Here is a 12,853-nt window from a genome sequence, read left to right on the forward strand (position 1 = left end):
TCCCCTGGACGGAAAAAGCCCCGAATGAGCCTGCACGGTCTGCTCGACGCCGTAGTCAAGGACGCCGCGCTCGCGGAAGCGATCAAGGCGGCCGCAGACGGCAACCGCATGCACGTCGACCTGGTCGGTCCCCCCGCGGCCCGCCCCTTCGCCGTCGCCGCCCTGGCCCGCGACACGGGCCGCCCGGTGCTGGCGGTGACGGCGACGGGCCGCGAGGCCGAGGACCTGGCCGCGGCCCTGCGCTCGCTCCTCCCGCCGGAGGGGGTCGTGGAGTACCCGTCGTGGGAGACACTCCCGCACGAGCGGCTCAGCCCCCGCAGCGACACCGTCGGCCGCCGCCTGGCCGTGCTGCGCCGCCTGGCCCACCCCCGGCCCGACGACCCCGAGACGGGCCCGGTCTCCGTCGTCGTGGCACCGGTGCGGTCCGTGCTCCAGCCGCAGGTCAAGGGCCTCGGCGACCTGGAGCCGGTCGCCCTGAGGACCGGCCAGAGCGCCGACCTGAACGAGGTGGTCGACGCCCTCGCGGCCGCCGCCTACGCGCGCGTGGAGCTCGTCGAGAAGCGCGGCGAGTTCGCCGTCCGCGGCGGCATCCTCGACGTGTTCCCGCCCACCGAGGAACACCCCCTGCGCATCGAGTTCTGGGGCGACGACGTCGAGGAGATCCGCTACTTCAAGGTCGCCGACCAGCGCTCCCTCGAAGTCGCCGAGCACGGCCTGTGGGCGCCGCCGTGCCGCGAGCTGCTGCTCACCGAGGACGTCCGCACGCGCGCGCGTGCCCTGGCGGAGCAGCACCCGGAGCTCGGCGAGCTGCTCGGCAAGATCGCCGAGGGGATCGCCGTCGAGGGCATGGAGTCCCTCGCCCCGGTCCTGGTCGACGACATGGAGCTGCTGCTCGACGTGCTGCCCAAGGGCGCCATGGCCGTCGTGTGCGACCCGGAGCGGGTGCGCACGCGCGCGTCGGACCTCGTCGCCACCTCGCAGGAGTTCCTCCAAGCCTCCTGGGCGGCCACCGCCGGCGGCGGCGAAGCGCCCATCGACGTCGGCGCGGCCTCCCTCTGGTCCATCGCGGACGTCCGGGACCGGGCCCGCGAGCTGGACATGATGTGGTGGTCCGTGTCGCCGTTCGCCGCCGACGAAGAGCTCGACGCGGACACCCTCAAGCTCGGCATGCACGCCCCGGAGACCTACCGCGGCGACACCGCCAAGGCCCTCGCCGACACCAAGGGCTGGCTCGCCGACGGCTGGCGCGCGGTGTTCGTCACCGAGGGACACGGCCCGGCGGCCCGTACGGTCGAGGTGCTCGGCGGCGAGGGCATCGCCGCCCGGCTCGACACGGACCTCGCGGAGATCTCCCCGTCGCTCGTGCACGTGGCGTGCGGCTCGATCGAGCACGGCTTCGTCGACCCGGCCCTCAGACTCGCCGTCCTGACCGAGACCGACCTGTCCGGCCAGAAGGCGTCCGGCCGCGAGGGCGCCCGGATGCCGGCCCGCCGCCGCAAGACCATCGACCCGCTCACCCTGGAGCCGGGCGACTACATCGTCCACGAGCAGCACGGCGTGGGCCGCTACATCGAGATGGTGCAGCGCACCGTGCAGGGCGCGACCCGCGAGTACCTGGTGGTCGAGTACGCGCCCGCCAAGCGCGGCCAGCCCGGCGACCGGCTGTACATCCCCACCGACCAGCTGGAGCAGATCACCAAGTACGTCGGCGGCGAGGCCCCCACCCTGCACCGCCTGGGCGGCGCCGACTGGACGAAGACGAAGGCCCGCGCGAAGAAGGCCGTCAAGGAGATCGCCGCCGACCTCATCAAGCTCTACAGCGCCCGCATGGCCGCCCCCGGGCACGCCTTCGGGCCGGACACGCCCTGGCAGCGCGAGCTGGAGGACGCCTTCCCCTACGCGGAGACGCCCGACCAGCTCACCACCATCGCCGAGGTCAAGGAGGACATGGAGAAGACGGTCCCCATGGACCGCCTGATCTGCGGCGACGTCGGCTACGGCAAGACCGAGATCGCGGTCCGGGCCGCCTTCAAGGCCGTCCAGGACGGCAAGCAGGTCGCCGTCCTGGTGCCCACGACCCTGCTGGTGCAGCAGCACTTCGGGACGTTCAGCGAGCGGTACGCGCAGTTCCCGGTGAGCGTGAAGGCGCTGTCCCGCTTCCAGACCGACACCGAGGCCAAGGCGGTCCTGGAGGGCCTGCGCGAGGGCTCCGTCGACATCGTCATCGGCACGCACCGGCTGTTCTCGTCCGAGACGAAGTTCAAGGACCTGGGCCTGGTCATCGTCGACGAGGAGCAGCGCTTCGGCGTCGAGCACAAGGAGCAGCTGAAGAAGCTCCGCGCCAACGTCGACGTGCTGACCATGTCCGCGACCCCGATCCCCCGGACGCTGGAGATGGCGGTCACCGGCATCCGCGAGATGTCGACCATCACCACCCCGCCGGAGGAGCGCCACCCGGTCCTGACCTTCGTCGGCCCCTACGAGGAGAAGCAGATCGGCGCCGCCATCCGCCGTGAGCTGCTGCGCGAGGGCCAGGTCTTCTACATCCACAACCGCGTCGAGTCGATCGACCGGGCCGCCGCCCGGCTGCGCGAGATCGTCCCCGAGGCGCGCATCGCCACCGCGCACGGCCAGATGTCCGAGTCGGCGCTGGAGCAGGTCGTCGTCGACTTCTGGGAGAAGAAGTTCGACGTGCTGGTGTCCACGACGATCGTGGAGTCCGGCATCGACATCTCCAACGCGAACACCCTGATCGTGGAGCGCGGCGACAACTTCGGCCTGTCCCAGCTGCACCAGCTGCGCGGCCGGGTCGGCCGGGGCCGCGAGCGCGGCTACGCGTACTTCCTCTACCCGCCGGAGAAGCCGCTGACGGAGACCGCGCACGAGCGGCTCGCGACGATCGCCCAGCACACGGAGATGGGCGCTGGCATGTACGTCGCCATGAAGGACCTGGAGATCCGCGGCGCGGGCAACCTCCTCGGCGGCGAGCAGTCCGGCCACATCGCGGGCGTCGGCTTCGACCTGTACGTGCGGATGGTCGGCGAGGCCGTGGCCGACTACCGGCGGCAGCTGGAGACCGGCGAGATCGAGGAGGAACCGCCGCTCGAGGTCAAGATCGAGCTGCCCGTCGACGCGCACGTCCCGCACGACTACGCGCCGGGCGAGCGCCTCCGCCTCCAGGCGTACCGCGCCATCGCCTCCGCCAACACGGAGGAGGACATCAAGGCCGTACGCGAGGAACTCGTCGACCGCTACGGCAAGCTGCCCGAGCCCGTGGAGAACCTGCTGCTCGTCGCGGGCCTGCGCATGCTCGCGCGCGCGTGCGGCGTCGGCGAGATCGTGCTGCAGGGCAACAACATCCGGTTCGCGCCGGTGGAGTTGCGCGAGTCGCAGGAGCTGCGGGTCAAGCGGCTGTACCCCGGGGTCGTCATCAAGCCGGCGGTGCACCAGGTGCTGGTGCCGCGCCCGAAGACGGCGAAGGTGGGCGGGAAGCCGCTGGTCGGGCGGGATCTGCTGGCGTGGGTCGGGGAGTTCCTGACGTCGGTGCTGGGGTCTTGATGCCGGGCCGTCCGACGCCGCTGGGGCCCTGACACTCCAGGGCCCTCGACGCCGACCCGCGCTGAGGTTCCGTCAGGCCACCGGTCGTACTCGTGCACCGGTGGCCCGGCGCAGTGCCGTCGCCAGCCGGTCGCGGACCGCGACCTGCGCCGCGATCCGCGCGTCCAGCACCGCGAGCCGGTCGGCCGCGACCCGCAGGGCCTGGTCCGAGGCGGGCCCGGCCGTGACGTCGCCGTCCAGGCACGGCAGGAACACCCGCACGTCGTCGAGGGTCAGACCGACCTCCAGCAGACCGCGGATGTTGCGGACGCGGACCGCCGCACCGGCGTCGTACAGGCGGTAGCCGTTCGCGGCCCGTTCGGACGTGATGAGCCCCGCCTGCTCGTAGTGGCGCAGGGCGCGCGCCGTGGTGCCGGTCGCTTCGGCGAGTTCGCCGATCCGCATACGAGGTGCTGCCATGGGCGCCAGTCTCATCCGACGACCGCGCCGCCGTCCACCGGAAGCACCACGCCGGTGATGAACGACGCCTGTGGCGAGGCCAGTTGCGTGATCGCCCACGCCACCTCCCCGGGGCGGCCGATCCGGCCGAGCGGCGTGTGGTCGAGCTGCCACGCGCGGATCGCGGCACGCTGCTCGGGTGTGAGGCCGGAGTGGTCGGCGATCGGGGTGTCGATCGCACCGGGGGCCACGGCGGCGACCCGGATCCCCAGGGGCGCGAGCTCCACCGCCCAACTGCGCGTGAGCACCTCCAGGGCCGCCTTGCCCGCCGCGTACAGGGAGTTGCCCGGCCAGGCCCGCTGCCCCACCGAGGTCGTCACGTTCACGATCACCCCGCGCCTCTCCTCCAGCGCCGGGAGCGCGGCCTGGACGAGCAGCACCGGAGCGAGGAGGTTCGTCGCGAGTTGGGGCTCGACGGCGGCACGCGTGTAGGTGCGCAAGGACTGGGTGGTGACGATCCCGGCGTTGTTCACCAGCACGTCGATGCCGCCGTGCCGGTCGAGCACCGTACGGACGATGGTCTCGGGGCCGTCGTCGGCCGTGACGTCGGCGACCAGCGGGCTGATACGGGACGGGTCATGGGCGGCCGTCTCGGCGAGGGGCGCCGCACGGCGGCCCACGGCCACGACGTGTGCGCCCTCGTCGGCGAAGGCGCGGGCGGTGGCGCGGCCTATGCCCGTACCGGCGCCGGTGACCAGGACGGTTCGCGGTGTCGTCGTCGACGAAGTCCCGTGCGGCTTCTTCTGGTTCGGAGAGTCCATGCGGGGATCGTCGGACCCTGACGCCAGTGTCAAGGTCAAGCGCGAGACGAGGGTCCTGCTGCCGTTGCCGCCGTTGCCGCCGTTGCCGCCGTTGCCGCCGTTGCCGCCGTTGCCGCCGTTGTCGTTGCCGTTCGCCTTTGTGGTGGCATCAGACCCGGACGCGCCGTCCGCCGCCCCTACTCCCCGCGCCGGAACAGCATCTCCGCCAGCACGCGGAACACCTCCTCGGGATCCCGGTCGCCCACCGGACCGTCCAGGTTGTGGCTGAGCAGCAGCGTGGCGAAGCCATGGGCCAGGGACCAGGCGGCGACTCCGGCCAGACGGGCGTCGGCGCCCCGGCCCTCCGGCGGCACGGCGGTGACGGCTTCGCGCAGGGCGTCCGAGGCGAGCGCCCGGGCCGTGGTCAGTTCCAGATCGTCGGCGCGCAGCAGCTCGGGCGCGAACATCACCTGGAAGTGCGCCGGATGCTCACGCGCGAAGCGTACGTAGCGCACGCCCGCCTCCTTCAGGTCCGCCGCCTCCCGCAGCGCGGTCGCGAGCAGCCCGAAACCCTCGGCGGCGATCGCGGTGAGCAGCCCGGCGCGGTCCTTGAAGTGGTGGGCCGGCGCCGCGTGCGAGACGCCCGCGCGGCGGGCCAGGTCACGCAGGCTCAGCCCGGACGGACCGTCCACCGCGATCGCGTCGAGGGCGGCCGTGAGGATGGCCCGGCGCAGGTCGCCGTGGTGGTACGGACGGCCCGTGGTGCTCTTGCCGTTCGCTGACGCCTTGTCGGCCCCTGACGCCCTGCCGATCCCTGATGCCTTGCTGGAGCTCATGGTCAGGAGCGTACGCCGAATCTAGCCATTGACAAGTTGAGGACCGGCGAGGCAATCTTGTCATTGTCAAGTTGCGCGGGGATCGGGTGCCGCCCGATCCCCGCGCCGAGGGGGTGGATGCGATGGAGGCAGCCATGCCGGAACATGTCGGCGAGATCAATGAGACGTCGCAGGTCAGCGAAGCGGTGCAGGTCCGAGAGAACGCCGAGCGCGCCGTGACGCGGGGCGGCAGCGTGGAGCCGGCCCGCGTGCGGCAGATGTGGCATCTGCTGGAGCCCTTGCACGCGGTGCTGTACTACGCGCCGGAAGCCTTCGAGGAGGCGGCCGCACTCGGGTTCGACACGCGGGAGCGCTGGCCGAGCTACTTCCCGTACCGCGCCGCCCCCTTGGGAGAGATCGGCCCGCGGCAGGTGGCGTCCGCCTTCTACAGCTTCAGCCCGCGCATGGTCGCGGAGCATGTCGAGCCGGCGTGGCGGATCGCGAGTCCGGGCGCCGTGCTGGAGGCCAGGACGCGGGCGGTCGACCGGGCCTACCGCGCCCTCTTCGGGGATCAGGTGGACAGCCCTGAGCTGGCGGAGGCGGCCGCGCTCGCCCGGCGTGCCGCCGAGGCGGCGGACACGGCCGCGCGCCCGCTCGCCGCCGCCAACGCCGCGTTGCCCTGGCCGCAGGCCCCGCACCTGCAGTTGTGGCGCGCCGCGACGATCCTGCGCGAGCACCGCGGCGACGGCCATCTCGCGGCCCTGCTCCTGGCGGGCCTGGATCCGGTGGAGTCGCTCGTCTCCTTCGCCGCGATAGGCGCCGCGTCCGTGGAACGCTTCGAAAGCCGAGGCTGGACCCCCGGCGAATGGGCGGCCGCCCGTGACCGCCTCACCGCCAGGGGCCTGGTCGACGAGGACGGTACGGCCACGGAGGAGGGCCGCGCCCTGCGCCACCGCGTGGAGCGCCACACCGACCAACTGGCCGCCGGCCCCTGGCAGTCCCTCGGACCGGACGGCGTCGACCGGCTCGCCGGACTGCTGGGCGACTACTGGGTCGCGGTCCTGGGGTCCGGCCTGCTGCCCTCGGAGACGACGTTGGGCATAGGCAAGGTCTGACCGGGAGGCCGGACGAGGGGTGCCGTGCGGTCCTGCCCGGACAGGGGGAGCCGCCCGCAGGACGGGCGTTGGAGCTGACACAGGAGCTGACGTCCAAGACGCGTCCCGCGGGCGGCACCCGCGCTGGTGGAGGCGTTACTGCTGGTCGGGCCGGTCGCGGTGGGGCTCGCGGTCCATGCCGAGCGTGCCCTCGACCCGCTGCTGCCCGGTGTCGACCTGGTCCTCGTACTTGCCGCCGGTCTTCTCGTTGAGCTTCTGTTCCGCGGTGTCGGAGCCTTGCTTGCCCCTGTTCCGCGCCTGGCTCTTGAGCTTGTCGAAGATGCCCATGCAGAACTCCTTCCGGGGGTGACTCAGAACCGACGATACGCGTGACATGTGAAGTATGCCCATTTGGGGCCCGTGTGGTCTGTACCTCTCCCTCGCTACCGTGGGACCAGGCACAGCCGCCCATGCCCGGGCGGAACAGGCAAGCAGGGGAGGGGCGTACGGTGAGGCGTCTGAGGGGCGGGGCGGCAGCGGTTGCCGCGATGGTGTTCGCCGGTGCGACGCTGGCCGGCTGCGAAGGGCTGACCCCGCCCGCGGACGGCGGCGGGTCCTCCGGCTCCGGCGCACCGGCCGACGGCAACGGCCGGGCGGTGAGCCCGCTGGACAACCCGGACGGCACGAAGCCGGGGCTGGCGGCGATCACGTCCGCCGCGGACCGGGCGAGTGCGCGTGCTCTGATCGAAAAGGTGGCGACCAAGGGGCGCGGCCCCAGGACCGGATACGAACGGGACAAGTTCGGCTACGCCTGGATGGATTCGGCACCCCGCGACGTCCCCTACTCCCACAACGGCTGTGACACACGGAACGACCTGCTGCGGAGGGACGGCGAGGACCTTCGCTTCCGGTCCGGCTCGGACTGCGTCGTCAGCTCCCTCATGCTGCACGACCCGTACACCGGGAAGGTCATCGAGTGGACCAAGTCCCGTGCGACGAAGGTCCAGATAGACCACGTCATGCCGCTGTCGTACGACTGGCAGATGGGCGCGTCGCGCTGGACGAAGGACAAGCGGGAGGCCATCGCGAACGACCCGCTCAACCTCGTCCCGGTGGACGGGCCGACCAACAGCGCGAAGGGAGATTCCGGTCCGGCGTCCTGGCTGCCCCCGAACAAGAGCATCCGCTGCTCCTACTCGGTGCGCTTCGCCCAGGTGTCGCTGAAGTACGACCTGCCCGTGACGGATGCCGACAAGCGGATGATGCTGCGTCAGTGCGGCGGCTGAGAGAGGAGGAGCCGAAGAGACCCACCCGTCCTGCGCTACCGTCCGCCGAATGACGACCCATGCGCTGGAGGCCCTGCGGAGCGCGCTGCGGGACAGGGCGGAGCCGGACGTCAGGATCCAGCAGATGCGGGTGCTGCGGCCGCCGGAAGGCGATGAACTGCTCGGTGTGCGGGTGCCCGTGGTGCGCGAACTGGCCCGGACCCACCGGGAGCTGGCGTGGGAGGACGTGGACGCGCTGCTGCGCAGCCCTGTTCACGAGGAGCGGTTGGCCGGAGTGCTGGTGCTGGCCGAGCGGATGCGAACGGCCCGGGGCGCGCAGCGTCGGGTTTTGGTCGACTTCTACCTGGCGCGGACCAGGTGCGTGGACAACTGGGACCTGGTGGACGGTTCCGCCCATGTCGTGCTCGGGCCGTGGCTCGTGGACGGACCCGAGGACGCCCCGGACGTGCTGGACGAACTGGCCGCCTCGTCCTGGCTCTGGGACCGAAGGATCGCCGTGGTCGCCACCTTGGCACTGATCCGCGAAGGGCGTTACGACACGACCCTCCGTCTGGTGCGTGCTCTGTGCCGCGACCCGGAACCGCTGATCCACAAGGCGCTCGGCTGGATGCTGCGCGAGATCGGCCGCCGGGACGCGCCCCTGCTGGTGGCGTTCCTCGAACACCACCTCACCGACCTGCCGCGCATCACCGTGCGTTACGCGACGGAGCGGCTCCCGGCGGGCGAACGGGCGCGGTTCGTGAGAACGCGGTAGCGGAGAGGACGGGTGCGTTCGGCGCGCAGACGGAGGCGGGCCCGGCACCGGCACTCACCTCGCGCCACCGAGCGGGGTCCTATTCGTCCCGGCAGCCGGTTTTCTCGCCCGGTAATCGGATTCCGAGTGGTCCGCTCCGCACCTACCGTGACCGCATGCAGTGGAAGATATCGAGCCTCGCCGACCGCCCCGACATGCTGGAGCGGGTCGTCGGGATGGCGGACAGTTGGCCGGAGTTCGTCATCCAGGACCTCGTGGGCGCCGCGCATTACCCGCGGATCGCCGACGAACTCCCTCAGTACGTCCTGTTCGCCGAGGACGAGCGGGGCGAGGTCGTCGCGAACGCCTACAGCGTGCCCTTCGCCCTCGACGCCGAGGGCCGCGGCACGCTGCCCGGCAACGGCTGGGACACCGTGCTCGTGTGGGCCTTCTCGGACCTGCGCCGCGGGGTCCGCCCCGACACCGTCAGCGCGATCTCGATCTCCGTCGCCCCGCACGCGCAGGGCCGCGGACTGTCCGCCGTGATGCTCTCGGCCATGCGCGACAACGCCCGCGCCCTCGGCTTCAAGGAGGTCGTCGCCCCGGTCCGCCCCAACGCCAAGCACCTCGAACCGCACACGCCCATCGAGGAGTACGCCCACCGCGTCCGCCCCGACGGCCTGCCCCACGACCCGTGGCTGCGGGTGCACGCCCGGGCCGGAGCCGTCATCGACTCCGTGGCCCCGGCGTCCATGACGGTGGCCGCCCCGCTGGCGGACTGGCGCCGCTGGACCGGGCTGCCCTTCGACACCGAGGGCGACATCGAGGTGCCCGGCGGCCTGGTGCCGGTGCGCTGCGAACCGGCCCGCGGGTACGCGGTGTACGTAGAACCCAACGTGTGGATGCGCCACCCCCTGTGAGGCGCGGCGGGCGGTACGGCCGCGACCGCGCGGGACGGGCCGTGCGGACGAAGTGATCAGCACGACAACGGTTCGGTACAACCCGTAACCGGTTGTCCGTGTCGGGCTATACGCTCGGATTCCCCACCGGGCTCTGTCACTCGCACATCCGTCCTATCGGCTACACCGGTCCAGGAGCAGTCATGTACGGCCACGGCGCGGCGCCGCCTCCCCGCAGCGCGGCAACGGTCATCTCCCTGCGCGTGCTGTTCGCCGCCGCCGGCTTCCTCACGTGCGGCCTGCTGGCCTGCGTACCGCTGTTCCGGGTGGCCGTCCTGCGTGGACGGGTCCTCGACTGGGTGCTGGCCTGGGTGAGCCTGCCCCTGTCCATCGTGTGCTTCGCGGTGGTCGGGGTGTTGCCGGAGGGCGACGTCCGGACCGACATCGCGCTGGCCGTGATCCTCCTGATCGGCGCGGGCGCCGGCATCTACTTCCTCGTCGTGGACATCAGCCACCACAGCGAGCAGCGCCAGCTCGCCGGTTACGCGCCGCCGCACGCGCCGACCGTCCACTCCGCGTACGGCTATCCACACCCGACGCCGCCCTACGCCCCCACCCCCACCCCCACGCCCACCCCGCAGCCCCCCGGACCGCACACCCCCGTCCCCCGAGACGCCACGCCCCACGGCCCCGGCCCGGTCCAGCCGCCGCCGTCCCCCCAGCGCCCCGCGCCCGCCCGCATCGACCAGGTACGCGCCGAACTCGACGAGCTCAGTGACTACCTGCGCCGGCACGAAGGCGAGGGCCACGGGGACGGCCGCCACGAGGGCGGCAGGTGACCGTGACGGCAGGACGTGTCGTCGCGGGCCGCTACGAGCTGTCCACGCTCCTCGGGCAGGGCGGCATGGGACAGGTCTGGACGGCGTACGACCAGCGGCTCGACCGGCGCGTGGCGGTGAAGCTGCTGCGCCCCGACAAGGTGGCCGGTCAGGACGCGGAGGAGCTGCGCCGCCGCTTCGTGCGCGAGTGCCGGGTGACCGCGCAGGTCGACCACCCGGGCCTGGTCACGGTGCACGACGCGGGCAGTGAGGGCGAGGAGCTGTTCCTCGTCATGCAGTACATCGACGGCGCCGACCTCGCCGGCCACCTCGCCGAGCACGACCCGTACCCCTGGCCGTGGGCGGTCGCGGTCGCCGCGCAACTGTGCGCCGTGCTGAGCGCCGTGCACGCCGTGCCGATCGTCCATCGCGACCTCAAGCCGCGCAACGTGATGGTGAAGCAGGACGGCACGGTCACCGTCCTCGACCTCGGCGTCGCCTCCGTCATGGACGCCGACACCACCCGCCTCACCCACACCGGCACCCCCGTCGGCTCGCCGGCCTACATGGCCCCGGAGCAGGCGATGGGCGGCGCGGTCGGCCCGTACACGGACCTGTACGCCCTCGGCGTCGTCCTGCACGAACTGCTCAGCGGCGACGTCCCCTTCTCCGGTTCCACGGCCCTCGGCGTCCTGCACCGGCACCTGTACGAGCCCCCGCTGCCCGTCCGCCGCATCCGCCCCGAGGTCCCCGAAGCGCTGGAGACCCTCGTCCTGCGCCTGCTCGCCAAGGACCCCCAGCACCGGCCGGCCTCCGCACAGGAGGTCTACGAGCACCTGGAACAGCTCCTGCCCGCGCGCGGCACGCCCACCGGGGCGGCCCTCGACCCCACCCGCCCGTTCCTGCGCCCGCACGCCCCCTGGCCGGACCGGGCCCGCACCCCGGCGCCCCGGCCCGCGCCGCCCGCCGCGCCCGTCGCCGAGACCACCGGGAAGACGGACATCGCCCGCGCCGTCGACGAGGTCAAGCGGCTCCTCGGCGAGGGCCGCATCACCCAGGCCGTCGACATCCTCGGCGCGATCCTGCCCGCCGCCGCCGAACAGCACGGCGAGCACTCCCCGGTCGTGCGCACCCTGCGCAAGCAGTACGCGGCCACGCTCCTGGACGACGGCCAGTTCCGGCGCGCCCTGCCCGAGCTGCGCCGCCTCGCCGACGAGCGCGCCGCCGAGGCCGGCCAGGCCGACCCGCAGTCCCTGCGCTTTCGCTACGAGGCCGCCCAGTGTCTCGAACAGCTGGGCGAACCGGCGGCGGCGCTCGCCGAGTACCGGGCGGTGCTGCCGTACTACGAGAACCAGTACGTCGCCGCCGGCGGCCCGGAGCTCGCGCACGACGTCCGGCGCCGCATCGGCCACCTCCTGCTCGCCCTCGGCGACCGCGGCGCCGCCCACGACACCCTGGCCCGGCTGCTGCACGACGTGGAGCGCACGCACGGGCCCGGGCATCCGCTCGGCGCGGAGATCCGCAGGACGCTGCAGTGGCTGGGGCAGGTCCGCGGCTGACGGCGGCCCCGGGCGGCGCGGCGGTGCCGGAAGTCCCGGTGAATCGTTGGTCGAATGGGTTGGCCAGAGCCTGGCCACTGCCTACCATCGATCACCGCAAGACTTTGTGCACCGTCGCACAATCTCCTCGGGAGGTCTCCTTGCACCGCCGCCGTCGCACCGCGCTCGTCCTCACCGCCGCGATCGCCGCAGCGGCGCCCCTGCTCACCGCCTGCGGGAACGAGGCGCATCCCGGCGCAGCGGCCGTGGTCGGCGGGCAGCGGATCACCGTCTCGCAGCTGGAGGAGCGGGTCGGCGAGGTCCGCGCGGCCCAGCGGGCGGCCGTGCAGAACGACGCCCAGTACCAGCAGGCCATCGCCAGGACCGGCACACTCACCCGCGACACCCTGCACACCATGGTCCTCGACCGGGTGCTGCACCGCGCCGCCGAGGACGCCGGGGTGACCGTCACCCGCCGCGAGATCCAGGGCATGCGGTCCGCCCTGGAGGAGCAGGCCGGCGGAGCCAAGGCGCTGGAGACGACCTGGCTGCAGCAGTACGGCATCCCGCCGCAGCGCCTCGAGGAGAACCTCCGCCTCCAGCTGGAGGCCCAGAAGCTCGCCGAGAAGCTCGGCACCGACACCAACCGCCCCGAGTTCTGGAAGGCCCTGTCCAAGGCCTCCAAGGACCTGAAGGTCGACCTCAACCCGCGCTACGGCACCTGGGACGTCCAGAAGAGCAGCCGCGCCGACGCGAGGACGCCGTGGGTGCGGGACGTGACGGCGGCGCGGACGCAGCAGTCCATGTAGGGCACCCGCCTCCCGTGGCCCTGTGGACAACTTCCGGGACTGTCGGCGGCGTGGGATAGCTTCGA

At 72.6% G+C, this 12,853-nt stretch carries 12 protein-coding genes; 8 read left to right on the forward strand and 4 right to left on the reverse strand.

Features of this window, described 5'->3' with window-relative positions; genetic code table 11:
* The first annotated feature begins 24 nt into the window (after positions 1-24).
* Positions 25-3,558, forward strand: coding sequence for a transcription-repair coupling factor (gene mfd / locus ACSUPV_RS24185; RefSeq protein WP_382617271.1), 3,534 nt, complete (start codon positions 25-27; stop codon positions 3,556-3,558).
* A gap of 72 nt (positions 3,559-3,630) precedes the next feature.
* On the opposite strand, the gene ACSUPV_RS24190 is transcribed toward mfd, so the two are convergent.
* The 3 genes from ACSUPV_RS24190 to ACSUPV_RS24200 form a co-directional block, all read right to left on the reverse strand.
* Complete coding sequence (locus ACSUPV_RS24190) at positions 3,631-4,002, reverse strand: MerR family transcriptional regulator (RefSeq protein WP_359787091.1); 372 nt, start codon at positions 4,000-4,002, stop codon at positions 3,631-3,633.
* Positions 4,003-4,028: 26 nt separating this feature from the next.
* Positions 4,029-4,817, reverse strand: coding sequence for an SDR family NAD(P)-dependent oxidoreductase (locus tag ACSUPV_RS24195; RefSeq protein WP_436948539.1), 789 nt, complete (start codon positions 4,815-4,817; stop codon positions 4,029-4,031).
* Between the two features lie 176 nt (positions 4,818-4,993).
* Positions 4,994-5,632, reverse strand: coding sequence for a TetR/AcrR family transcriptional regulator (locus ACSUPV_RS24200; RefSeq protein ID WP_436948540.1), 639 nt, complete (start codon positions 5,630-5,632; stop codon positions 4,994-4,996).
* A 257-nt stretch (positions 5,633-5,889) separates the two neighbouring features.
* Between ACSUPV_RS24200 and ACSUPV_RS24205 the strand changes: the two genes are divergently transcribed.
* On the forward strand, positions 5,890-6,726 hold the full coding sequence (locus ACSUPV_RS24205; RefSeq protein ID WP_382617320.1) for an SCO6745 family protein: 837 nt from the start codon (positions 5,890-5,892) through the stop codon (positions 6,724-6,726).
* Positions 6,727-6,861: 135 nt separating this feature from the next.
* Here the strand turns inward: ACSUPV_RS24205 and ACSUPV_RS24210 are convergent, their stop codons facing one another.
* Entirely contained in the window at positions 6,862-7,053 is a 192-nt protein-coding gene (locus ACSUPV_RS24210) for an antitoxin (protein ID WP_037758763.1), read from the reverse strand.
* A 161-nt stretch (positions 7,054-7,214) separates the two neighbouring features.
* On the opposite strand from ACSUPV_RS24210, the gene ACSUPV_RS24215 reads away from it, so the two are divergent.
* The 6 genes from ACSUPV_RS24215 (at position 7,215) to ACSUPV_RS24240 (ending at position 12,788) form a co-directional block, all read left to right on the forward strand.
* Positions 7,215-7,991 carry an HNH endonuclease family protein gene (locus ACSUPV_RS24215; protein ID WP_382617278.1) on the forward strand — a complete coding sequence of 259 codons (777 nt, stop codon included), beginning with the start codon at positions 7,215-7,217 and terminating at the stop codon, positions 7,989-7,991.
* Between the two features lie 49 nt (positions 7,992-8,040).
* The gene (locus ACSUPV_RS24220) at positions 8,041-8,745 is read left to right on the forward strand and encodes a DNA alkylation repair protein (RefSeq protein WP_037758766.1); all 705 of its coding nucleotides are present in this window, start codon (positions 8,041-8,043) and stop codon (positions 8,743-8,745) included.
* A 155-nt stretch (positions 8,746-8,900) separates the two neighbouring features.
* Positions 8,901-9,644, forward strand: a complete 744-nt coding sequence (locus ACSUPV_RS24225; RefSeq protein WP_382617279.1) for an N-acetyltransferase — start codon at positions 8,901-8,903, stop codon at positions 9,642-9,644.
* A gap of 182 nt (positions 9,645-9,826) precedes the next feature.
* The gene (locus ACSUPV_RS24230) at positions 9,827-10,462 is read left to right on the forward strand and encodes a hypothetical protein (RefSeq protein WP_382617282.1); all 636 of its coding nucleotides are present in this window, start codon (positions 9,827-9,829) and stop codon (positions 10,460-10,462) included.
* Between the two features lie 38 nt (positions 10,463-10,500).
* The gene (locus tag ACSUPV_RS24235; RefSeq protein ID WP_359787085.1) at positions 10,501-12,000 is read left to right on the forward strand and encodes a serine/threonine-protein kinase; all 1,500 of its coding nucleotides are present in this window, start codon (positions 10,501-10,503) and stop codon (positions 11,998-12,000) included.
* A 140-nt stretch (positions 12,001-12,140) separates the two neighbouring features.
* Positions 12,141-12,788, forward strand: a complete 648-nt coding sequence (locus ACSUPV_RS24240; protein WP_031117957.1) for a SurA N-terminal domain-containing protein — start codon at positions 12,141-12,143, stop codon at positions 12,786-12,788.
* The last annotated feature ends 65 nt before the right edge of the window (positions 12,789-12,853 follow it).

Origin of the sequence: Streptomyces sp. SudanB52_2052 (assembly GCF_964272415.1) — a bacterium.
GTDB classification, from domain to species: Bacteria; Actinomycetota; Actinomycetes; order Streptomycetales; family Streptomycetaceae; genus Streptomyces; species Streptomyces olindensis.